The following is a 22,078-nucleotide window of genomic DNA, read 5'->3' on the forward strand; positions in this document are numbered from 1 at the left end:
CCCTGATTCGAGCCGCGCGCCAGGCAAACCGCGTCCCGAAAAATCTCGATGGAACGACGGAATATCGACGAGACAAGATAAGTATTCTTATCACAATGTCACTATTTTTCTACAAAACTCAGCCCTGAGCGATTGCCGTCGAGCAATGCAATCCCTCCTGCCCTCCGCACCGTGCTTGCCGCACACGGCACGACGAATCTCAAAGGCATGCAAGGACACGGGAAGACGGCATACGAACGCCGCGAAACGCGCGAACGAAGCACCGCTCGGGCGCGCCATCCGCGCGTACGCCGCACTTCGCCGTCGAGATCCTGCGGCAGCCTCGGCAGGTTGAAGATCGCGCAGACCGCTTCGGCCGCCCGATGCAACGCACGCGAGATTCAACCGCGGCACGCGCGCCCGCTCATACGGTAGTCAACTGAAACGGCCATTCAGGCCCTTTGCAAAATGTCGGTCGCTTGCTCGGCGTCGGCCAGCGAATCGAGCGCGAGATAGGCAATGAACTGCGAGCCGAGCACGGCAGCGGATACGCCGCGGAGGTTAATCCCGCCGTCCGACAGTTTCCGGGTCAGCTCCGCGATGATCCCCATTTGGTCCAGTCCCATCACACGGATGGAGTGCAGGCTCGAGGTAGGATTGAATCCCACCTGGGTGGCGGCACGGATCTCTTGATCTCCCTGAAGCGGCGCGACAAATACGACCCCTTTGCCTGGGGCTTCCTGTGTGCGTCGGGCGACAACGAATTGCAAATCTGCGCCGGCATCCCGCAACGCGCTCAACACGCGTGCAAGACCGCCCGGCTTGTCCTCGATGGTGGCCGCCCAGACCTCAACGCGTTCGACGAGCAGTTCCATGTCCCCTCCGAAAAATCGGACCTCGATGAACAAAATCTATGTCGCGCATGACCGGCCAGCAAGTCCGCTTACGCGAGGGGTGGCATGCAGGCTCGCCTAGGCATCCGATGATTGAGTCGACGGGGGGCGCAAGCCGAGCATCACCGCCTGCCGACGCTGCCATTGAAGCAGTTCGTCGCGGAACTCATCGGATGATTGCTCGGACGTTACCCGTAACGCTCCGGATTGATAGGTTCTCGCAGCGCGCCAGAACGCTCGGAGATCCGGTACATCGTCGATGGCGGTAATGGGCAGTTGGTACGTTCGATGCAGATACGACAGGAAGGCGAGGCCATAGCCGCGGCGCCTCATCGGCGGGCGAATGTCCAGTCGATGGACGTAGACCCGATCGGTTCGAGGCGCGAGGCTGTATATCGCCGCGCCAACGGTACCGCCGGACGCATCCAGGAGCGCGACTTCCCAGCCCGAATGCAGGACACCGTCGATGCCCAGATCGATCGGCCTCGATTGAAAACGAATCACGGGAAGCCGGCGAAATGTGCGTCGCGCAAGAAGGGACCGCAGGTAGGAAAACACGTTCAGCCTTTTGTCGGGTCCGCGGCGGTGCGTTTCTTCATCTTCGCGAGCGACGGCAATCCGCGGCCGCGCACGTCCGCGTCGATGCGTCCCATTTCGAACGCAACCGCCCACGACATGAACGCACCGCCTGGATGTCTGGATCGACGCAACCGTGCGATTCTCGAGCGACGTCGACAAACACTATTTTCGATTCTTCAGGAAAATCTGTCCGGCTGCAGTAATCGAAACGCCTCCGCGACCGTTCGTCGGATAGCGCACGAATCCCGCGCCGACGAGCTCTCGGGCAACGGACCAGCCAAGCGCAGGCGTATCGCGACCGTAACGACTATCGGCAATGCGCTCCAGCGCCCAGATCGCGGATGCCGAGATAGTCGGAACGGTCGAAGTTTCGTTATCGCTCATGTCGTCTCCAGGAATTTGATCGTGATCAAGGGTGCGGTATGTCTCGGGTTCGAATGGCAAGACAGGCACTCAGGCGGGACTTCACGCGTGAACCGCCGCCGAGCCGACGACGACAGCAATTTCGTCGCTTTCGCCTGGAAAGGGCCGCTTCGTTTGCCATCGACGCGCGCTCCGTTCGAACGCGTGCGCTCGTGTGCGTTTGCCGGCGAACTCGAACTGTCGTCAACCGCTCGGCGCATGATGGCGGGGCAGCGCCTCGATCCGGAGCGGTTGGTCTGGCATGCGCAGGGGCATGCACACTGGGAAATCGACGTCTGGACGGCTTGCGAACTCAGCCCGCGCTTCGCTTCACCCGCTTGCCGAGCGCGCTTTTCGTCTTGTAGCTCACGCCGTGTTGTTCGAGATACTCGCGAATCAACTGCCGCACGACTTGCGACGGCGTCAGGTCCTGCTCCGCGCAGAGCATGTCGAACGCCTCTTTCTTGGCGGGATCGATCAGGATGGTCAAGCGTGCGGTTTTCGTTTCCATTGCAGGACGGAGTCGGCGAATATGTTAATTTGATTACAATGCATCGGCCCTTGCGTACAACCCCGAAAGGCATTCGGCACACGCGTGCCGATCAGGCTCGGCGACGGCACTTCAGGCAGGATCCGCCGCCGCCCCGGCGAAGTCGGGTTTCGCGTCACCTTATGCGGGCTCATGACCTGCGGTCAAGCCGATAGAGATAGTCGAGCAAGTCATCGACAACGGGCACGATCGCCAGCGTGACGAGCATCGCGGCAAGCGGCACGGTCGACACGTAGCCGACATGCTTGAAGCCGATTGCGCCAGCCAGCGCTCCGACGAAAAACGACGCCAGCATCGTTCCGTGAATCCTGAGCTTCTCGCGGTTGGCGATCACCGTATGCGCGTGCACGTCTGCATTCGAGCGATTCCAGTAAAACAGTTTGCCGAGTTCGATCCCGAGGTCCGTCACGATGCCCGTCATGTGCGTCGTGCGGATTTCCGCCCCCGACAGCTTTGTGATCATCGCGTTCTGCAGCCCCATGATGAAGCACAGCAGGATGACCGTGACCGGCATGAAGAACGCTTCCCACAGCGCGAGGTGGCTGCCGAGCAGCCCGAACAGGAGGAGCAGCGCGGCTTCGACCAGCAACGGCAGCACATACTGACTCTGCAGGCCGCGGCGGCGCCCCCAGTTGACGAGCACCGCCGAGCAGCCGGCGCCCACCAGAAACGACGCGAGCGAACCCACACCGGCCAGCACGAGCCGGATGTCGCCCAGCGCGGTCTGATCCGCGATCGCGGACACGATCCCGCTCATGTGCGACGTGTATTGCCTGACCGCGAGGAAACCGCCGGCATTGGTTGCGCCGGCGACAAAGGCAAGCGAAAACCCGAGCTGACGGTTCGCGGCCGCGCTGCGGTGCTTTCCCGTCAGGCTTCGGAAGTACTGCGCTGGCATAGGATCTTCCCTCATTCGCCCGGATCGGGAGACAACGACGCCCCGGGCAAAGCCCGGCGCGCCGCGACACACCGCCCCGGCCGCCCGTTCCGCACGGGGAACGATGAGATTTTGATGATAACCGCATTATCATACCTTGTTATCCGGATTGGTTTTTCGGTGTCATAATGCGGGCAGGAGCAGGTCGCGGGAAATACGGCCGTTCCAACCACCTCGTCCAACCCGAGCGTACTGGAGACATTCCGGATGGCACCCGTGCCGGTCGTCCATTTCGTCCTGCTGGCCGTGGCCGCGTGGCTCGCGGTCGGCACGCTGGGGTTCGGGGCGCTGCGTCGCACGCGGCTGGTGGCCCACGGCCTGTTTCCGCTCGGCGCGCTGGTCGGGCTGCTCGTCGGCGCCGCGGGCCTCGCCGGCATCTTTGCCGAACCGTCTGCCGCGGTGCTGCCGATCGGGCTTCCCGGCCTGCCCTTTCACCTGCGTCTCGACCGCTTGTCCGGCTATTTCCTGTTCGTGCTCGGCCTCGTCAGCACGGGGATCGGCGCCTTTTCAGCCGGCTACTTCCGCAAGGGCGAAGGATCCCCGCCCGGGCTGATCTGCTTCGAGTACCACGCCTGCGTCGCAAGCATTGCCCTGGTGTTGATCGCGGACGACGCATACGTGTTCATGGTCGCCTGGGAAACGCTGACGCTGTCCGCGACGTTTCTCGTCATGACCAACCACCGGATCGGCGAGATTCGCCGGGCGGGTTATCTGTATTTCCTGATCTCGCACGTCGGCGCGCTCGCGCTGCTGCTCTGCTTCGGCATCCTGCAGGCGCGCACCGGCGACTACACCTTCGCCAACCTGCGCGCGCAGTCGCTGGACACCCTCCCCGCGTCGTTCGCCTTCCTGTTCGCGCTCGTCGGGTTCGGCGCGAAGGCCGGCATCTTCCCGCTGCACGTGTGGCTGCCGGAGGCCCATCCCGCGGCGCCGTCGCCGGTCTCGGCGCTCCTCAGCGGATTCGTGCTGAAAGTCGGCCTGTACGGCCTGCTGCGCGTGCTGTTCGACCTGTTGCACGTACAGATCGCGTGGTGGGGCGTGCTGCTGATCATGACGGGTGTCGGCACCGCGCTGCTCGGCGTGGTGTTCAGCACCATCCAGGTCGACATGAAGCGCCTGCTCGCCTATTCGTCGATCGACAACGTCGGCCTGATGATCGTCGCGCTGGGTCTCGCGGTGCTGTTTCGCGCGTACGGGATGACGAGCCTGTCCGCGCTCGCGCTGACCGCGATGCTCTACCAGATCGTCGCGCATGCGGCATTCAAGAGCCTGCTGTTCCTGGGCACGGGCGCCGTGCTCCACGCCACCGGCGAGCGCAATCTCGGCAGGCTCGGCGGGCTGATTCGCTTCATGCCGTGGACCGCGTGGGCGGTGCTCGCGGGCGTCGCGGCCAGCGCGGGCCTGCCGCCGCTGAGCGGTTTCGTGGCCGAATGGCTGCTGCTGCAGGGCTTTCTGTTCGCGCCGCGGCTGCCGGATTCGGTGCTCGCCATGACGGTACCGATCGCCGCCGCGCTGATCGCCATGTCGGCCGCGCTGGCCGGTTACACGATGGTCAAGTTCTTCGGCATCGTGTTCCTCGGGCAACCGAGAGAAGCGAAGCTGAACCGCGCCCGCGACGCGAACACGTGGGAACGGCTCGCGTTCTGCTGGTTCGCGGCCGCCACCGTGCTGCTCGGGCTGATGCCCGCGCAGTTCGTCAAGCTGCTGGATCGCGTCACGCACACGCTGGTCGGCGCCGGCGTCGGCACGGACAATCATGGCTGGCTGCTGTTCGCGCCCGTGTCGGCCGCTCGCGCGAGCTACATGCCGGCGGCGTTCATGCTGTTCTTCATCGCATGCTGCGGGCTCGCGTGGGTGCTGGTGCGGCGTTTCTATCACGGCCGGCTGCGACGCGCGGCGCCATGGAGCTGCGGCTTCCCGTTCACGACCGCGCGAATGCAGGATACGGCGGAAGGATTCGGGCAGCCGATCCGCGAAATCTTCGCGCCGCTGCTGCACATCGAGCGGCAATTGCCGTCGCCGTTCGACGCACAGCCGGCCTACCGGGTGTCGGTGACCGATCGCACCTGGTCCGCACTCTACGCGCGCATCGCGGCACTGACGCAACGCACCGCCGACTGGGCGGGTCGCCTGCAGACGGGCAAGATCGCGGTTTACCTGACCTACAGTTTCGTCGTGCTGATCGTGCTTCTGATGTTGGTGAGACGATGGTAACCCTGTCCGGCGTCATCTCGCAGACCCTCGAAATCGTGATCGCGATCGCGGCCGCGCCATTGCTCACGGGCTGGGTCAACCAATGCCGCGCCTGGCTGCAGAACCGGCGTGCGCCGTCCATCTGGCAACCGTACCGGATGCTCCACAAGCTGTTCAACAAGGAATCGGTCATCGCGCACGGCACGAGCCCCGTGTTCCGCGGCGCGCCCTATGTCGTCTGGGCCGCCATGACGCTCGCGTGCGCGATCGTGCCGACGCTGTCGATCGAGCTGCCGCTGTCGCCCGCCGCCGACGCGATCGCGCTCGTCGGCCTGTTTGCGCTCGCGCGCGTCACGCTGTCGCTCGCGGCGATGGACGTCGGCACGGCGTTCGGCACGCTCGGCGCCCGCCGCGAAATGCTGATCGGCTTCCTCGCGGAGCCCGCACTGCTGATGGTGCTGCTGTCGGCCTCGCTGATCACGCAGTCGACGCTGCTGACGAGCATCGTCGCGACGCTCGGCCGCGGCGAGCTCACGATCTATCCGAGCCTGGCGTTCGCCGGCATCGCGTTCACGCTGGTCGCGCTGGCCGAAAATGCGCGGCTGCCCGTCGACAATCCGACCACTCACCTCGAGCTCACGATGATCCACGAGGCGCTGATCCTCGAATATTCGGGACGGCACCTCGCGTTGATGGAGTGGGCGGCAAGCCTCAAGCTGTTCGCGTATTCGTGCATCGGTCTCGCGTTGTTCGTACCCTGGGGTATCGCGAATGCGGGCGATCCGGTCGCGCTGCTGCTGGCGGTGCCGGTGCTCTTCGTCAAACTGACGGCCGGCGGTGTCGCGCTCGCCGTGGTCGAAACGGCCAACGCGAAGATGCGCATCTTCAGGGTGCCGGAATTCCTGGCGACGGCCTTCCTGCTGGCCGTGATCGGCATGCTCGTCCACCTGCTGCTGGGGGCATGAATGCACGGCTACGCGACACAGCTGATCAACTTCCTCGCGGCCGTGCTGCTGATGCTGTCGTTCGCGATGCTGAGCCAGCGCCGGATCCTGTCCCTGATCCATCTCTATACGCTGCAGGGCGTCGCGCTCGTGTCGGCGAACCTGATCCTCGGCTTCGTCACGGACGACGTGCACCTGTACGTGTCCGCCGGGCTGACGCTCGTGCTGAAGGTCAGCGTGATCCCGTGGTTCCTGTATCGGCTCGTACGCCGGCTCGACGTCAAGACCGACGTCGAGCCGCTCATCAATATTCCGACCACGCTGCTGATCGGCATCGTCCTCGTGATCGTTGCGTTCAATGTCGCCGCGCCGATCAGCCAGCTCGCGACCTCGGTCGCACGCGGCACGCTCGGCATCGCGCTCGCGTGCGTGCTGCTGTCGTTCATGGCGATGATCACGCGCGCCAAGGCCATTCCGCAGGTGATCGGCTTCCTGTCGATGGAAAACGGGTTGTTCTTCGCCGCGGCGGCCGCGACCAACGGCATGCCAATGATCGTCGAACTCGGCATCGGGCTCGACGTGCTGATCGGCATCCTGATTCTCGGCGTCTTCATGTTCCAGATTCGCGAGCAGTTCGACAGCCTGGACATCCATCACCTCGAGAAACTCAAAGATGAATGACGCCCACGTCGTGCTCGCCGTGCTCGGCCTGCCGCTCGCGGGAGCGGCGTGCCTTGCCTGCGTGCGGCCGAGCCGGGTCGCGCGCCACCTGAACGTCGGCTTCAGCTTCCTGACGTTCGCGGCAACCCTGGTGCTTGCCGCGCGCACCGTCGAGCACGGCCCGTCGTTCGCATTCGGACGCGCGTTTTTCGTCGATCCGCTCAATGTCTATCTCGTGGCGCTCACGGCATTCGTCGGCTGGACGACGTCGCTGTTTTCCCGGCCCTACATGCGGATCGAGGAAGCCCGCGGCCGGATGACGGCCGCGCGAATGCGGCTCTATCACAGCATGTACCAGCTCTTCATGTTCGCGATGCTGCTCGCGCTGCTGACCGACAACGTCGGCGTGCTGTGGGTTGCCATGGAAGCCGCCACGCTCGCCACCGTGTTGCTCGTCAGCGTCTACCGTACCGCCGCGAGCCTCGAAGCCGCATGGAAGTACTTCATCCTGTGCGGCGTCGGCATCGCCCAGGCGCTGTTCGGCACGATCCTGCTGTACCTCGCCGCGAGCCGGCAACTGACCGACGGCGACGCGTTGCTGTGGACGAGCCTGGCCGCCGTCCGCACCCAGCTCGACCCGACGATCGTGTCGATCGCCTTCGTGTTTCTGCTGGTCGGCTACGGGACCAAGGTCGGCCTCGTGCCAATGCATAGCTGGCTGCCGGACGCGCATGCCGAAGGTCCGACACCGATTTCGGCGGTGCTGTCCGGCCTGCTGCTGAACGTCGCGCTGTATGCGGTGCTGCGCTGCAAGGTGCTGGCCGACGGCGCGCTCGGCAATGGCCTGCCGGGGCGGTTGCTGGTCGGGTTCGGGCTCGTGTCGGTCCTGATCGCGTCGTTCTCGCTGTTCCGGCAGAAGGACGTGAAGCGCCTGTTCTCGTATTCGTCGATCGAGCACATGGGCTTGATGACGTTCGCGTTCGGGCTCGGCGGCCCGATCGCGACGTTCGCCGGGCTGCTGCACATGACGGTCCATTCGCTCGTCAAGTCGGCGATCTTCTTCGCGGTCGGCCATGCCGCGCAGAAGGCCGGCACGCAGGCGATCGACGGCATTCGCGGGCTGCTGCAGGTCAGCCCGGCGGTCGGCTGGGCAATGATGCTCGGCGCGCTTGCGATTCTCGGCCTGCCGCCGTTCGGCGTGTTCGCGAGCGAATTCCTGATCGTCACGACGGCCATGAACACGCTTCCGTGGACCGCGCCGTTGCTGCTGCTCGGGCTCGCCGTCGCGTTCGCGGCGATCTTCGCGCGCGTGCAGCGGATGGTGTTCGGCGAAACGACGACGGCGACGCCGCTCGAACACCGGCCGGCGCTGCTGCCGGTGTTCGTGCATCTGGGGCTCGGCCTGATGCTGGGTCTGTACGTGCCGCCTTATCTGGCGATGTGGTACCGCCAGGCGGCAACGATGCTGGCAGGATGAACGATGCGACTCGACTTGATTCAGGCGGACGGCTCGACTCGCCTCCGGCACGAGGCAGGCCAGGTTCCGGCTACCGTGATTGACGTCGACGAACCGCGGTGGCTCGACATCGCGCATGCCGCGCGGATGGATGGAAGCCGGCTCGTCGCGATGTGGGGCGGTGAAACGCCCGAGCGCGTATGTTCGGTCCACGCGGCGTACGAATGCGACGACGGCGTACTATGGGTCCGTCTCGCGACCGGGCAGGCACCGCGGGCCGACGGCGACTATCCCGATCTCGCGGGCGTGTTTCCCGCCGCCACGCGCATGCAGCGCGCGATTTTCGACCTGACCGGCCTGCGCGCGCGCGATGCGCGCGACACGCGAGCGTGGCTCAATCACGGCAACTGGCCCGGCGACTACTTTCCGCTGCAGAAGCAGGCCACCGGCATCGAGCGGTTCGAATCGAGCGAGGCGGATTATCCGTTCGTGCAGGTTGCCGGCGACGGCGTGCACGAAATCGCGGTCGGGCCGATCCACGCCGGCACCATCGAGCCGGGCCATTTCCGGTTCTCGGTCGTCGGCGAAAAGGTGCTGCGGCTCGAGGAACGACTCGGCTATGTGCACCGCGGCGTCGAACGGCTGTTCGAACGGACGGCCGCATCGAACGGTCATCGCGTTGCGGGCCGGATCGCCGGCGACTCAACCGTCGCGTTCTCGTGGGCCTATTGCATGGCGCTCGAGCAGGCATGCGGCACGGCCGTGCCCGCGCGTGCGCTGGTTCTGCGCGCACTCCTGCTCGAGCGCGAACGCATCGCCAATCACCTCGGCGACCTCGGCGCGCTCGGCAACGATGCCGGATTCGCGTTCGGTCTCGCGCAGTTCTCGCGGCTCAAGGAGAACTGGATACGGACCAACGACGGCGTCTTCGGGCATCGATACCTGATGGACCGGATCGTGCCGGGCGGGCTGGCCGTCGACATCGAGCCGGAGGACGCGGCCGTCCTCACCGGACAGTGCGAACGCATCGCACGCGACGTGCACGTGCTGCGGAAGATCTACGAGGACCAGTCCGGGCTGCAGGACCGGTTTCTCGGCACCGGCCGGTTGAACGCCGACGTCGTCGCGCATTTCGGCGTGCGCGGCCTGGCCGCCCGCGCCAGCGGCCAGACATTCGACGTGCGCGCGAACCTGCGGCCGGCCCCTTACCGCGACCTGGCCGTCCAGGCGGCAAGCGATGCGCGCGGCGATGTCGCCGCGCGGGTCGCCGTGCGGTTTGCCGAAATCGACGAGTCGCTGCGTCTGATCCGTGAACTGCTGGCGAATCTCCCGGCAGGGCCGATCGCCGCCGGCGTCACGCCCGCGGCGGCGCCATCGAGGGGAATCGGCTGGGTGGAAGGCTGGCGCGGCGACGTATTCGTCGCGCTCGAGACCGCATCGGGCGATGCCATCGCGCGCTGCCATTGCCACGATCCGTCCTGGCAGAACTGGCCGGCGCTCGAGCACGCGATCATCGGCAACATCGTTCCCGATTTCCCGCTGATCAATAAATCGTTCAACCTGAACTACGCGGGGCACGATCTCTGATGTGGCAACTCATCCGTCAATTCGCGCGCACCGAATTTCCAGACGAACCCGTGCCGGCCATCGAGCCCGCCTGGCGACATGAGGCGCAGCAGATTCGCCAGGACATTCTCGACCTCCTCGGCCGCGCATTGTGCATCCGGCAGATCGACGCGGGTTCGTGCAACGGTTGCGAACTGGAAATCCACGCGCTGAACAACCCGTACTACAACATCGAAGGGCTCGGGATCAAATTCGTCGCCAGCCCGCGCCATGCGGACCTGCTGCTCGTGACCGGCCCCGTCACGCTGAACATGAAGGCCGCCGTGCTTGCCGCGTACGACGCCACGCCGGCGCCGAAACTCGTCGTCGCGGCCGGCGAGTGCGCATGCACGGGCGGCATCTTCGCCGACAGCTATGCGGTGTGCGGCCCCGTTTCGTCGGTGTTGCCCGTCGATGTGACCATCCCCGGATGTCCGCCCCCTCCGATCGATTTGCTGCGCGGCATTTTGACCGCTTGCCGAGCACGCGGAGATTGAAGCGAATGCCCGTGGCAATCCGTCAGTCGGCGCTACCGTGTGGTTCGAACGGAAGTCGGCCCCCCGCGCAAGGCAACTGAACGATCCGCGTGCGAACGAATACGCGATGCTCGCGCGCTTCGCGCCGGGCGTTATCCCTGAATTTTTTATTGAGACGAAGGACAACGGTATGGCTGAAAAAGGTAAAGACCAGATGGTTCGCGCGTTCCGCGCGGTCTTCCTGGCGTTTCTCGGCATCAACAAACGAAAAAATCTCGAAGCGGATGCAACGCAACTCAACCCGTTCGCCGTGGTCATTGCCGCACTCGTTGCGCTTGGCGCATTCATTGCGGTGCTGCTATTGGTCGTTCATTGGGTCGTGGGTTGACGGTTCGCCGCCACGCATGCGCGATGTCGCAAGCACAATCGAACCGGCCACGTTGGGCACATGACCCGTCACGACGGCGTGAAAACCGGCATGCCCGGTGCGATCGGATCGCGCGGCTCGATCAGCCGGTTCTCGCGCGTCGCACTGCAATCCGGGTCAGCGCCGGCGGGCCGCGCCGATCGACGCTCGTGCGGGAATGCCGCGCATCACCGCCCGATCGGCAGCCCCGTCGGTTCGATCCACCCGAGCCGGTACGCGATCAGCAGCGACAGAAATAGCGTGATCGACAACCCGACGCGCGCCGCCAGCGACCACGCCATCCGCTTGCTCCCGCCGCGGTCGTGATTCATGAAATACAGCGCGAAAACCAGGCTTCCGATAATCATTACGAAAGCCGCCGAAACCAGCGCAATCTTCATTTCTGATGTTCCTCGAGGCCGGAATCGGCCTTCAGCAGTTCGGTCAGTCTTTGCCGCTCGGCAGCGACGTCGGCAACACCCGACGCCGGCCAGTCCAGCGCCACGCCGTTACCCAGCGAATCGCGCACGAGCGTCTGGTAATGCCGGTCGCTGATCCGCCCCTGCTCCATCGCTTCCGATATCTCATGTCGAAACGGTAGCGGAAAGCTCGCGTATCCGCGCGACAGCGCCGCATATTGCCGCGCGTCGATCTCTTTCGACGACGGCACGACGGCCCACACCACGACGGCCACGATGGCTGCGAAGGGGATCACCGTGTAGCGGAGGACGAACTTGATCGGGGTCATGAGGCGGATATCGAAGTGGCGGCGAAGTAGCAGCGAAGTAGCGGCGCACGCGGGCCGCGTGGCACCGGAAGCAGAGGCAACCGGTCGCGCGGCGCGAAGGCGCCACCCGGGCAAGCCGGGACCGGCAGTGCAGACCGACATTGTACTTAAAGCGACTATCAGAGCATGATAATCTCGTTATCACGTGTTGCGGATGATTCGAGCACGCGGCGCCTTGCGCGGGCGGCCCGCGCGGCGTAATGCTCGCGGCCCTGCCCGTGATGACGACCGGTTCGCGTGACGCGAACGCCGGTGTCGAGCCCGCCCGCACCGCATCGGCGCATCAGGACATGACACCGAAAGCGGATGCATTATAATTTGATTAACATATCCACCACCCCCGCCTCACGATGGAAACGAAAACCGCCCGCCTGACCGTCCTGATCGACCCGGCCAAGAAAGAAGCGTTCGAAATGCTCTGTGCGGAGCAGGATCTCACGCCGTCGCAAGTCGTGCGTCAACTGATCCGCGAATATCTCGACAAACACGGCGTCACGTACAAGACCAAGAGCGCGCTCGGCAAGCGGGTGAAGTAGGCGCGGTCGAACCCACGGCGCCGTCACGCGCAGATTTCCCATCGCGCATGTTCACGCGCGCGCCAGACGAGCCGCGCGGGATCGATGCACTCCCCTGCCTTCATGCGCCGGGCGGTGGACGACAGCTTGAGCTCGCCGGCCGAGCCGAACCCCAGCGCGCGCTCGAGCAGGATGCGCAGCGACGGCAGCGGGTTGCCGTTCTTCCACGCGAACGCGATGAAGTTGTTGTCGTCGCCGCACGGCACCAGCGCGTACGAATCGTCGAACACCGCGCGCAGTTGCTCGAGATGCCGCGGCAACGCCGGATCGTCGTCCATGAAGTTGATCGCGAGCACGCCCGTTTCGCTCAGCCGCGCACGGCACGCATCGAAAAAGGCGCTGCCCGTGCAGCGGCCCGGCATGCCGTCGGCAACGAACGCGTCGTGCAGGATCACGTCCGTCTGAACCTCCGGCCTTGCCACGTAGTCGGCGCCGTCCGCGCAGACCACCACGAAGCGCGCGTCGTCTTGCGGAATCCTGAACACGTCGCGCAGCGCGATCACGTCCGGGTTGATCTCGACCGCGTCGATCGCCGTGTCGGGCAGGTGCCGATAGCAGTATTTCGCGAGCGATCCGCCGCCGAGCCCGATCATGCAGATGCGCGCGGGCACCGGCTGCAGCAGCAGGAAGCCCATCATCACGCGCGTATAGCCGAGTTCGAGCCTGACCGGATCCTTCAGCGACATGAAGCTCTGCGTGCCGAAGTGGTCGAAGTGCAGCGACACCGCGTGTTTCGTCTCGAGCACGAACGGACGGCCGTCGTTCAACGGCATCGCCAGGAACCGCAGGAACGCGTCATAGGAAATTCGATCCTCGCTCATGCTCGGCAGGCCCGGTTGATCGGAGAGTCGTTCGTACCGCGTGCGGTCATACCTTCTTCAGATAGCAGGCCTTCAGCATGAAGCCGCCCATGTCGGTCTTGCAATCGACTTCGTGATCGCCGCCGACGAGACGGATGCTCTTGACCTTGGTGCCCATCTTCAGCGTGATCGACGAACCCTTCACGCGCAAGTCCTTGATCAGCACGACCGAATCGCCGTCCGACAGCACGTTGCCGTTCGCGTCCTTGACGACGTCGCCCGCCGGTTCGTCGCCCGCTTCGGCGCCGGCGCCGGCCGACCATTCATGGCCGCAGTCCGCGCACACGTACAGCGTGCCGTCCGGGTAGGTGTTTTCCATCGCGCATTGCGGGCAGGCGGGGGCGGCGTTCATTGCAGCTTCCATTCAGTGGGAGTTCGGGTCAATCGATCAAAAATGCCCGGCACGCAAGCGCGCGGCCCGGGCAGCGCGTGTCGCGCAGCCGTCGACAGACCGACGGGCCGGGCATCACGCACACAACATTATAATGCAATACACATAAACCGGCTGCCGTATTATAATCGTCCACTTTCGATCATTCGCCGGACTTGATGGCGGTTTCGCTGAGGATGTCGACATGTTCGAGATGAATGCTGCGCCGGCACCGGGCACGCAACGCCCGGCGCCCCGTCGGGACGCCGCGCCGCGCGCGATCCCGCCGTGCTGCCGGCCGGCCATTGCGCGCCGTTCCGGCGACTTTCCCCGAGGCTGATCCCATCGTGGCAACCGTCGTCTACGTTGAAATCGGCCCCGCGTGGAACCGCGGCCGCGCGATCGCGTCCCGCGATGCGATCGTCGTGGCGGCACACCGCTTCGAAAGCGACATCCTGCTGCTCGCCAACGGGCTCAGCGGCAGCGCGAAGGACGCCATGGCCATCGCGGCGCTGCAGATGCATGGCGGCACGTCCGCGCAGGTGCTCGCCACCGGCCCCGACGAGGAAGCCGCGCTCCATGCGCTGCTGCCCTTGCTGCAGGCGGGCTGACGCCGCGTCGCCCGCTCCCGCTCCCACGGCCTCGTGCCGTTCACCCTGAATCACCACTCTCCGAGGAAGCGATGAACGACAACGTCACGTCCAACACCCCCAACCTGTCGGCCTCCGCGATCTGGGCGCTCGAGCGCCTCGCCGATGTGCGCTACGGCCGCGATGCGCCGGCGCTTGGCTGGTCGGTCGAGCAGGAACTCGTCGGCGCGGGCTTCGTCAGCCATGCCGCGAACGGCCGTTCCGGAGCGTCGATCACCGCGCACGGGCGCAGCTTCCTGAAGAGCCGGAAGTAGGAACCGGCCGGCACGGGCGCGATGCCGTCACGCGGCTGCCCGCCCGCGCCGGCAGCGTCGGACGACGGCGAACGCCATCCGTGCGATGCCGCCGGATTCCCCGCCGCGGGCGGGGATTTCCGGCCGCACCGCGGTTTCCGCGGTATCGTACGGGGCCCAAGCGCGGCGCGCGGCGCCGCCTTCCTTTCCTCATGGAACGCCCGATGACATTCAGCGCCCTGCCGCCCGTCACGTCCCCGCCGGTTCTCGACACCCCCCGCCTGATCCTCGAAGGTCATCCGCTCGGCGACTTCGACGCGCTCGCCGCGATGTGGGCCGAGCCGGTCGTCGTCGCGCACATCTTCAACGGCGAGCCGTCGGCCACGCGCGACTCCTGGATGCGGCTGCTCGCGTATCGCGGGCTGTGGCCGCTGCTCGGCTACGGCTACTGGGCGATTCGCGAGAAGGCATCGGGCCGCTACGTCGGCGATCTCGGCTTCGCCGACTTCCACCGCGCGGTCGAGCCGTCGATTCGCGGCGTACCGGAAGCCGGCTGGGCGCTCGCCAGTTGGGCGCACGGCAAGGGCTATGCGACCGAGGCGCTGTCGCATGCGCTCGGCTGGCTCGATGCGCAGAACCGGTTCGAACGCAGCGTATGCCTGATCGCGCCGACCAACGCCGCGTCGATCCGCGTCGCGGAGAAGGCCGGGTATGCCGATCCGGTGCGGATCCGCTTCAACGATGCCGATTCGCTGCTGTTTTCGCGCGCGTGCCGGTAAGCGCGGCGGCGCCGTCGCTGCCGACGAAGGCACGCGCGGCGATCGCAAGCCATCGCAACCATCGTGTGCCGCGGGTCGGTGCGCCCGCCGCCGTCACGTATCCGCCGGCTTTTCGCTGACCGCGGAAGGCGCCGGGTTCCGCGGCTCGCGCGCAAGCCCTTGCGCGAACACCTTCAACCCTTCGAGCAACGGCGTCAGCGCATCCCACAGCGCTTCGTCGTGCAGCAGCCGGTACGCGCCGCGCACGCCGGGCGCGACGTGTTCGTGCTCGGCCGGCTGCCACGCGCCGATGTGATGCATCGCGTCGGCCGCCGCAAATACCGCCTTGCCGAACTGCTCGGGCGGAATGCGCGACAGCGCCGTCACGAGCGCGGCGAGATTCTGCATGCCGCACTGCATGCCGGGCTTGTCGAACGCGCCGACGAACACCTCGGCCATCTGCGCATTTGCGCTGACGACTTCGTTCGCGAAGCGCAGGAAGCCATGTCGGTGCAGGCTGCCGAGCAGGCTTTCGAGCGCGTGATGCGCATCGGGCTCTGCGGGCGGAGGCGTCGTGTCGGGAGAGGGACGATCGGTCATCAGCGGTCTCCGGTTGGGGCGTCGCGCGGCCACGCCGTCGACGTCGCACGGACGCCCGACCCGGTGACCCGGCGCGGTACGCGCACGTACGGCGACCGGCACGTCGCTCGTGCCGCCGCCGGACCGCTTTACTCTGCAACCGCGCGATCGAAATGACAAGCATCCGGGAAGTCCGCTGCCGGCGAACGTCCGTAACGGATGGCGCGAGCAGTCAACGGCCGACGTGCGCGTCGTCGATGGCGCACGCACCACGCGGCGAGGGATCCGGCCACCTCCTGCAAGCGGGTTCATGGTGCGGCGCCGGGCAACGCATGTCACCACGGCGCGTGCGGATCCGAGTGGGCGGCGACAATGCGGATGACCGTTAGTTGCATAACGCTATCGACATCCGGAAAGCGGAAAGCGGCGCCGATCTCCGGCCATGACTGCGCCATGTGCGCACACACGGCCCGCCGCAACGCGACCGACGGTGCCCCCGCCCCGCCATCGCCTGCTCAGAACATGTGGCGAATCCCCGCCATCACGCCGACCTGGTTCTGCCCCGGCGCGGGCGTCGTGCCGCCGCCGCCGGCGCTGACCGTGAATGCCGCGTGCGCACTGTTCGCGAGGTACGCACCCTGCAGGTACACGGCCGTCTGCTTTGACAGGAAGTAGGTGCCGCGCAGCGCGCCCAGCGTCGCGCGCGCATCCTGGCCGGACACGTTCACGTGATAGACGCCGCCATCGACGAGGAACGCCGGCGTCACGTAGTAGTTCGCGGTGAGGTAATAGATGTTCGAATGCAGGTTCGGGCCGCCCGAAGCACCCGTGTCGACCCAGCGGCCGATCCAGCCGCCGCCGACCTTCACGCCGAACGCGTTCACGTAGCCGTTGACCTGCGCGCGGTCGTCGCGGTCGCCGTTCGACGTGAGCGGCACCGCCTTCACGCCGTCGAAGAAGTTCGCGGCCGCGGTCGCGCCGCCGCCGCGCTGCTCCTCGTACGACGCGGCCATGCCGAACGCCGTCGAGTCGTACTTGAGCATCGCGGACCACAACCGGCACGTGGTCATGTCGCCCGGCGTCGGCCCCGCGCAGGTGCCTTGCCCCGGCGAGTTGCCGGTGCCGGCCGAATCGCGGCCGAACGAATACATCGCGCCGGCCGTCACGCCGCCGAACTTGCCGCGCCATGCGACGGCGTTGTCCGCGCGGCCGTTCGGAATGTACGCGTCGAGCGACGGCAGCCCGTAGATGTTCGGACCGAGCAGGTCCGAGTCGAGCACCGCGTAGTACGTCATCGTGTATTGGCGGCCGAACGACAGCGTGCCGTACGGGCTTTCGAGCCCCACCCAGCTTTGCCGGCCGAACAGGCGGCCGCCCTGCCCCATCGTGCCGTTGCCGACGTTGATGCCGCTTTCGAGCGCGAACACGGCCTTGTAGCCGCCGCCGAGATCCTCCGAGCCGCGCAGCCCCCAGCGCGACGGCAACTCGCCGGTGATCGACGGCATCCGCACGATGCCCTTGCCCTGGGCGTTCGCGTGCGACACGTATTCGACGCCCGTGTCCAGAACGCCGTACAACGTCACGCTGCCTTGTGCAAAACCGGTCGTCGCGAATCCGAGCAAAGCTCCGCCAACGAGATGCTGAAATCTCATGCTGTCTCCAAACCTGAATAGGAATGCTGCTTATTTGTACGTATGACTAATCGATCGACGTAAAGCGGATCGATTCATATCCCGGCGCTTCCGGATCGCGACGACGATCGCGAAGATCGGCCGTCGATCCGAAATGCGGGCGCGAAGCCAGAAAGACACGACTGGACGGGACGCCGCACATGCAGTGCGATGCGCGGCATGCCGGTAAATGAGGAATGTGACCGGGGGAAGTCTCCTTGTTGCATGGTTCCATTCTTCGAGCTGCAACGTGTATGAGTCGCCGCGCGTCAATCCGCCAACACGGCCACCGCCTTGATTTCGACGATATAGCCGGGCGAGCCGCCGAGCATGTGCGCGCCGACCGCGGTCCACGCGGGCCGCGGATGCGCATGGAAATAGCGGTCACGCACCTCCATGAACAGCGGCAGGTCGCGCATGTCGGTATGGAAGGTCGTCAGGTCGACCACGTCGTCGAGCGATGCGCCGGCCGCCTCCAGCACCAGCTTGAGGTTCTCGAACGCCTGCACGATCTGCGCTTCGCGGCTCTTCACCAGTTGCATTGCCGCATCCCGGCCGATCTGGCCTGACACGTAGACGGTATCGCCGACCTTGATCGCCGGCGCATAGCCGATTTTTTCGTACACGGCTTCCATTCCGGCCGGGATGATCGCTTCGCGCTTGGGCATGAGTGTCTCCGTGGCCGGCGTGTCGGCGCCGGCCGGTTGTTCGATGGTCGTGGCGCGCGCGCCTGGCGGCGACGCGCACCTGTCTGAAGCGGCACGCGGTTCGGCTCGCGCACCGCTCAACCCGTATCGCCGCCCGCCACCGGCAGTACCGTGCCGGTGATGTAGCTCGCCTCGTCGGACGCGAGGAACAGGATCGGCGCGATCTGTTCATCGAGGGTCCCGTAACGCTTGAAGAACGTCGAATCGGTCACCTGCCGCACCGCTTCGGCCATCCAGGCCTGCTCCTGCGCGTTGTCGCCGGCCGCATTGCGCGGCACGCGGCGCGGCGGCGCCGTGGTGCCGCCCGGCGCGGTCGCGACCACGCGGATGCCGTGTTCCGCGTACTCCATCGCGAGCGCCGCCGTCAGCGCATTGACGCCGCCCTTCGCGGCCGAGTACGGCACGCGGCGAATCCCGCGCGTCGCGTTCGACGACACGTTGACGATCGTGCCGCCGCCCCCGGCCAGCAGGTGCGGCAGCACCGCGTGGCAGCTGTAGAGCGTCGGCATCAGCGAGCGGCGGATTTCCGCGTCGATCTGCTCGGGCTCGAACTCGGCGAACGGCCGCATCCGGATCGCGCCGCCGACGCCGTTGATCAGCACGTCGATCCGGCCGAACGTCGCGACCGCGCACGCCATCGCCGCACGCGCGCCCTCGTAGGTCTCGAGATCGGCGACGAAGCCCGCCGTGTTGCCGCCGGGCGCTTCGGCGGCCACCTCGGCCACGAAATCCGCGCGATCGACGAACAGCACGCGGCCGCCCTCGGCCGCCGCGCGCAGCGCGACGCCGCGGCCGATGCCCTGCGCCGCGCCGGTGACGACCACGACCTTTCCGGAGAATCGTTGCATGGTCATGCCGCCTTTGCCGTCACGTTCGGGGTGAACTTCTCGTAGTGGAAGCTGTTGGGCTTCACACCTTGATCGTCGAAGTACTGGCGCACCGCGTCGACCATCGGCGGCGGCCCGCACAGGTAGACGTCCACGTCGCCGTCGTTCAGCGCATCGGCCGGAATGTGCTGCGTGACCCAGCCCTTGCGTTCGTGGCTCGACGCCGCATCGGCGACGACCGTCGCGAAGCTGAAGTTCGGCAGCTTCGCCGCATACGCTTCGATCGCGTCGACCAGCACCAGGTCGAGATCGCGCGTCACGCCGTAGATCAGGTGTACCTGCTGCTGCGATCCGCTGCGTGCGAGCACCTCGAGCATCGCCAGGAACGGCGCGAGGCCCGTGCCGCCCGCGAGGAACAGCAGCGGCCGCGCGACGTCGCGCAGGTAGAAGCTGCCGAGCGGCCCGTTCAGTTCGAGCGTGTCGCCGGGTTTGGCCGATTCGAGCCACGTGCTCATCACGCCGCCGGGAATCTTCTTGATCAGGAAGCCGACCTTCGTGTCGCCCGGCGCCGACGAGAACGAGTACGAGCGGTGCTGGCCGCTGCCCGGCACGCCGATGTTCACGTACTGGCCCGGCAGGAACACCGGTGCGGCCGCGTCGACGTCGAGCTCGAGCACGATCGCCGCGTCGTTGTGCTGCTCGACCCTGGTCACGGTCGCGGCAAACGCGCCGTGGCCGGTCTTGCACGCGACCGACGACGTCGGCACCGCGATCACGCAATCGCTTTGCGGCACCATCTGGCACGTCAGCACGAGGCCGCCGTCCTTCTCGTCCTCGGTGAGCGCGTCGTCGATGTAGTCGTCGCCGAGGTCGTAGCTGCCGCTTTCCGCGCGGCACTTGCAGGTGCCGCACACGCCGTCGGAGCAGTCCATCGGCAGGTTGATCTTCGCGCGGAACGCCGCATCGAGCACCTTCTCGCCGGCCTTGCAGTCGATGAAGCGGGTGACCCCGTCCTCGAAGTTCAGTGCAATCTTGTAGGTGGACATGACCTCGTCTCCCTGTGTTACTGGTCGAAACAATCGGCGTCAGACGTGGTACACGTCGAGCACCTGACGGATGTAGTCGTTCTTCAGCACGATCTTCTTGTTCGAGATCAGCAGCGCGTCGCCCGAGCGGCGCAGCGTGACGAACATCGTGCCGAAGAAGTGATCGGTCACGCGGTAGCGATGGTTCAGCGTGTGGAAGTTGTAGCGCACGTCCACCTCGCCGTCGCGCTCGGCCAGCACCTCGACGTTCGTCACGTTGTGGCTGGTGCGCGGCTCGGGTGTCGACGCGCCGCTGCGCTCGGTCTTGATCCGGAACACGCGATCCTCGAGGCCGCCGCGATCCGCGTAGTACATCAGCGAGATCTGGCTGTGCGGATCGTCGGTCGGCCGGTCGTCGTCGTCCCACGCGGGCATCCAGTACGTGACGTCTTCCGTGTAGCAGGTCAGCCACGCGTCCCACTCGCGATCGTCGAGCAGGCGCGCCTCGCGATACAGCGCCGCGCAGATGGTCCGGTAATCGATGTTCATGCTTCCACCTCCCCGCGTTCCTGCTTCAGTGCATCGCGCATCACGTGCACCCAGTGTTCGTGCTGACACACGAACAGCCCTTCGTCCTCGCTGCGCTCGCCCGACATGCGCGGGTTCAGCCCCATCCTCTTCGCGTTCTCGTCCGGCCCGTCGACCCACAGCGGCGCGCCGCGCGACAGGTCGTTCCACATCGCCGTGATGCCCGCGTAGCCTGCCTGGCATGCGCGGAACTCCTCGAGGTCGTCGGCCGTGCCCATTCCGGTCACGTTGAAGAAGTCCTCGTACTGGCGGATCCGCGTCGTGCGGTCGGCTTCGCTCTCGCCCTTCGGCGCGAAGCAGAAGATGCTGACTTCGGTCCGGTCGACCCCGAGCGGACGCACCACGCGGATCTGCGTGCTGAACTGGTCCATCAGGAACACGTTCGGGTACACGCACAGGTTGCGCGTCTGGTTCACGATGAAGTCGGCCTGCACATCGCCGACGCGCGCCTTGATCTCTTCACGGTGCTGATACACCGGCCGCACTTCCGGGTTCATCGTCTTGGTCCACAGCAGGATGTGGCCGTGGTCGAACCCGTACACGCCCGCAACCGACTTGCTCCAGCTGTTCGCGTCGACGGCCTTGGTGCCGTCTTCCTTGCGGCGGCCCATCGTCGCCGCGTAGTTCCAGTGCACGGTGCTCACGTGATAGCCGTCGCAGCCGTTCTCCATCTGCATCTTCCAGTTGCCTTCGTAGATGTAGGTGGAGTTGCCGCGCAGCACTTCGAGCCCGTCCGGCGCCTGGTCGACGATCTGATCGATGATCACGCGCGCCTCGCCGAGGTAGTCCTCGAGCGGCAGCACGTCGTCGCTGAGGCTGCCGAACAGGAAGCCGCGATAGTTCTGGAAGCGCGCGACCTTCTTCAGGTCGTGCGAGCCGTGCGTGTTGAACTGCACCGGATACTCGGTCGTCTTCTCGTCCTTCACCTTCAGCAGCTTGCCGGTGTTCGAGAAGGTCCAGCCGTGGAACGGACACGTGAAGCTGCCCTTGTTGCCGTGCTTGCGGCGGCACAGCATCGCGCCCTTGTGCGCGCACGCATTGATCACCGCGTGCAGCTCGCCGGTCTTGTCGCGCGTGATGACGATCGGCTGGCGGCCGATCCACGTCGTGTAGTAATCGTTGTTGTTCGGGATCTGGCTCTCGTGCGCGAGGTACACCCAGTTGCGCTCGAAGATGTGCTTCATCTCGAGCGCGTACAGCGCCTCGTTCGTGAAGATGTCGCGGCGGCAGCGGAAAACGCCGGCCTCCTTGTCGTCCTGCACGGCGGTGGCGAGCAGGTGGTCCAGTTCGGTGGTGGGGTCGATCGTGGCGGACATGTTGGTTCCTCCTGTGCGCGTGCCGGGTCCTGCAAGCACGCTCGCATCGGTGT

27 protein-coding genes are annotated in these 22,078 nt (G+C 65.9%); 11 read left to right on the forward strand and 16 right to left on the reverse strand.

What is annotated here, in order from left to right:
- Positions 1–431 precede the first annotated feature (431 nt).
- The 5 genes from U5771_RS19820 to U5771_RS19845 all read right to left on the reverse strand — a co-directional run bounded on the left by U5771_RS19820 (position 432) and on the right by U5771_RS19845 (position 3,301).
- Positions 432–854: an ACT domain-containing protein gene (locus U5771_RS19820; protein WP_322025554.1), complete on the reverse strand. Its 423-nt coding sequence runs from the start codon at positions 852–854 to the stop codon at positions 432–434.
- A gap of 96 nt (positions 855–950) precedes the next feature.
- The gene (locus tag U5771_RS19825) at positions 951–1,430 is read right to left on the reverse strand and encodes a hypothetical protein (protein ID WP_322025555.1); all 480 of its coding nucleotides are present in this window, start codon (positions 1,428–1,430) and stop codon (positions 951–953) included.
- Between the two features lie 183 nt (positions 1,431–1,613).
- Positions 1,614–1,835 (reverse strand): hypothetical protein, encoded by a 222-nt coding sequence (locus U5771_RS19830; RefSeq protein ID WP_322025556.1) that lies wholly within the window; start codon positions 1,833–1,835, stop codon positions 1,614–1,616.
- Between the two features lie 331 nt (positions 1,836–2,166).
- A complete protein-coding gene (locus tag U5771_RS19840; RefSeq protein ID WP_322025557.1) occupies positions 2,167–2,364 on the reverse strand; it encodes a ribbon-helix-helix protein, CopG family in 198 nt (65 codons plus the stop codon).
- A 169-nt stretch (positions 2,365–2,533) separates the two neighbouring features.
- Positions 2,534–3,301 (reverse strand): YoaK family protein, encoded by a 768-nt coding sequence (locus U5771_RS19845; protein ID WP_322025603.1) that lies wholly within the window; start codon positions 3,299–3,301, stop codon positions 2,534–2,536.
- Positions 3,302–3,547: 246 nt separating this feature from the next.
- On the opposite strand from U5771_RS19845, the gene hyfB reads away from it, so the two are divergent.
- The 7 genes from hyfB (at position 3,548) to U5771_RS19880 (ending at position 11,062) form a co-directional block, all read left to right on the forward strand.
- Positions 3,548–5,554 carry a hydrogenase 4 subunit B gene (hyfB, locus tag U5771_RS19850; RefSeq protein WP_322025558.1) on the forward strand — a complete coding sequence of 669 codons (2,007 nt, stop codon included), beginning with the start codon at positions 3,548–3,550 and terminating at the stop codon, positions 5,552–5,554.
- Positions 5,548–6,498 (forward strand): respiratory chain complex I subunit 1 family protein, encoded by a 951-nt coding sequence (locus U5771_RS19855; RefSeq protein WP_322025559.1) that lies wholly within the window; start codon positions 5,548–5,550, stop codon positions 6,496–6,498. Before hyfB ends, U5771_RS19855 begins: the two co-directional genes overlap by 7 nt.
- The gene (locus U5771_RS19860) at positions 6,499–7,158 is read left to right on the forward strand and encodes a formate hydrogenlyase (protein WP_322025560.1); all 660 of its coding nucleotides are present in this window, start codon (positions 6,499–6,501) and stop codon (positions 7,156–7,158) included.
- A complete protein-coding gene (locus tag U5771_RS19865) occupies positions 7,151–8,614 on the forward strand; it encodes a hydrogenase 4 subunit F (RefSeq protein ID WP_322025561.1) in 1,464 nt (487 codons plus the stop codon). Before U5771_RS19860 ends, U5771_RS19865 begins: the two co-directional genes overlap by 8 nt.
- Positions 8,615–8,617: 3 nt before the next feature.
- A complete protein-coding gene (locus tag U5771_RS19870; RefSeq protein ID WP_322025562.1) occupies positions 8,618–10,180 on the forward strand; it encodes an NADH-quinone oxidoreductase subunit C in 1,563 nt (520 codons plus the stop codon).
- Positions 10,180–10,695 carry a formate hydrogenlyase gene (locus U5771_RS19875; RefSeq protein WP_322025563.1) on the forward strand — a complete coding sequence of 172 codons (516 nt, stop codon included), beginning with the start codon at positions 10,180–10,182 and terminating at the stop codon, positions 10,693–10,695. Before U5771_RS19870 ends, U5771_RS19875 begins: the two co-directional genes overlap by 1 nt.
- Positions 10,696–10,864: 169 nt before the next feature.
- Complete coding sequence (locus U5771_RS19880) at positions 10,865–11,062, forward strand: DUF2970 domain-containing protein (protein ID WP_322025604.1); 198 nt, start codon at positions 10,865–10,867, stop codon at positions 11,060–11,062.
- A gap of 206 nt (positions 11,063–11,268) precedes the next feature.
- On the opposite strand, the gene U5771_RS19885 is transcribed toward U5771_RS19880, so the two are convergent.
- Both U5771_RS19885 and U5771_RS19890 read right to left on the reverse strand, forming a co-directional pair.
- Positions 11,269–11,481, reverse strand: coding sequence for a DUF2909 domain-containing protein (locus tag U5771_RS19885; protein WP_044843449.1), 213 nt, complete (start codon positions 11,479–11,481; stop codon positions 11,269–11,271).
- Positions 11,478–11,828: a hypothetical protein gene (locus U5771_RS19890; RefSeq protein ID WP_322025564.1), complete on the reverse strand. Its 351-nt coding sequence runs from the start codon at positions 11,826–11,828 to the stop codon at positions 11,478–11,480. The genes U5771_RS19885 and U5771_RS19890 overlap by 4 nt, the downstream gene beginning before the upstream one ends.
- Before the next feature lie 389 nt (positions 11,829–12,217).
- Between U5771_RS19890 and U5771_RS19895 the strand changes: the two genes are divergently transcribed.
- Complete coding sequence (locus U5771_RS19895) at positions 12,218–12,403, forward strand: ribbon-helix-helix protein, CopG family (RefSeq protein WP_059452402.1); 186 nt, start codon at positions 12,218–12,220, stop codon at positions 12,401–12,403.
- A 23-nt stretch (positions 12,404–12,426) separates the two neighbouring features.
- Here the strand turns inward: U5771_RS19895 and U5771_RS19900 are convergent, their stop codons facing one another.
- Positions 12,427–13,263 carry a spermidine synthase gene (locus tag U5771_RS19900; protein ID WP_322025565.1) on the reverse strand — a complete coding sequence of 279 codons (837 nt, stop codon included), beginning with the start codon at positions 13,261–13,263 and terminating at the stop codon, positions 12,427–12,429.
- 46 nt (positions 13,264–13,309) lie between these two features.
- Positions 13,310–13,654 carry a zinc ribbon domain-containing protein YjdM gene (locus tag U5771_RS19905; protein ID WP_044843445.1) on the reverse strand — a complete coding sequence of 115 codons (345 nt, stop codon included), beginning with the start codon at positions 13,652–13,654 and terminating at the stop codon, positions 13,310–13,312.
- Between the two features lie 236 nt (positions 13,655–13,890).
- Between U5771_RS19905 and U5771_RS19910 the strand changes: the two genes are divergently transcribed.
- From U5771_RS19910 to U5771_RS19920, 3 genes are all read left to right on the forward strand, one after another.
- Positions 13,891–14,283 (forward strand): HPr family phosphocarrier protein, encoded by a 393-nt coding sequence (locus U5771_RS19910; RefSeq protein ID WP_322025566.1) that lies wholly within the window; start codon positions 13,891–13,893, stop codon positions 14,281–14,283.
- 71 nt (positions 14,284–14,354) lie between these two features.
- Positions 14,355–14,576, forward strand: a complete 222-nt coding sequence (locus U5771_RS19915) for a hypothetical protein (RefSeq protein WP_059536799.1) — start codon at positions 14,355–14,357, stop codon at positions 14,574–14,576.
- A gap of 203 nt (positions 14,577–14,779) precedes the next feature.
- Entirely contained in the window at positions 14,780–15,334 is a 555-nt protein-coding gene (locus U5771_RS19920; RefSeq protein WP_322025567.1) for a GNAT family N-acetyltransferase, read from the forward strand.
- Positions 15,335–15,427: 93 nt separating this feature from the next.
- Here the strand turns inward: U5771_RS19920 and U5771_RS19925 are convergent, their stop codons facing one another.
- The 7 genes from U5771_RS19925 to U5771_RS19955 form a co-directional block, all read right to left on the reverse strand.
- Positions 15,428–15,913 carry a DUF1641 domain-containing protein gene (locus tag U5771_RS19925; RefSeq protein ID WP_322025568.1) on the reverse strand — a complete coding sequence of 162 codons (486 nt, stop codon included), beginning with the start codon at positions 15,911–15,913 and terminating at the stop codon, positions 15,428–15,430.
- A gap of 494 nt (positions 15,914–16,407) precedes the next feature.
- Positions 16,408–17,544 (reverse strand): porin, encoded by a 1,137-nt coding sequence (locus tag U5771_RS19930; RefSeq protein WP_322025569.1) that lies wholly within the window; start codon positions 17,542–17,544, stop codon positions 16,408–16,410.
- A gap of 287 nt (positions 17,545–17,831) precedes the next feature.
- Positions 17,832–18,230, reverse strand: coding sequence for a RidA family protein (locus U5771_RS19935; RefSeq protein WP_322025570.1), 399 nt, complete (start codon positions 18,228–18,230; stop codon positions 17,832–17,834).
- 116 nt (positions 18,231–18,346) lie between these two features.
- Positions 18,347–19,123, reverse strand: coding sequence for a benzoate diol dehydrogenase BenD (benD, locus tag U5771_RS19940; protein ID WP_322025571.1), 777 nt, complete (start codon positions 19,121–19,123; stop codon positions 18,347–18,349).
- Positions 19,120–20,142 (reverse strand): benzoate 1,2-dioxygenase electron transfer component BenC, encoded by a 1,023-nt coding sequence (gene benC / locus U5771_RS19945; RefSeq protein WP_322025572.1) that lies wholly within the window; start codon positions 20,140–20,142, stop codon positions 19,120–19,122. The genes benD and benC overlap by 4 nt, the downstream gene beginning before the upstream one ends.
- A gap of 39 nt (positions 20,143–20,181) precedes the next feature.
- Positions 20,182–20,670 carry a benzoate 1,2-dioxygenase small subunit gene (gene benB, locus U5771_RS19950; RefSeq protein ID WP_124497708.1) on the reverse strand — a complete coding sequence of 163 codons (489 nt, stop codon included), beginning with the start codon at positions 20,668–20,670 and terminating at the stop codon, positions 20,182–20,184.
- Positions 20,667–22,025, reverse strand: a complete 1,359-nt coding sequence (locus U5771_RS19955) for a Rieske 2Fe-2S domain-containing protein (protein ID WP_322025573.1) — start codon at positions 22,023–22,025, stop codon at positions 20,667–20,669. Before U5771_RS19955 ends, benB begins: the two co-directional genes overlap by 4 nt.
- Positions 22,026–22,078: the final 53 nt, after the last annotated feature.

It is taken from the genome of Burkholderia sp. BCC1977, from assembly GCF_905339595.1.
In the GTDB taxonomy this organism is placed as follows: domain Bacteria; phylum Pseudomonadota; class Gammaproteobacteria; order Burkholderiales; family Burkholderiaceae; genus Burkholderia.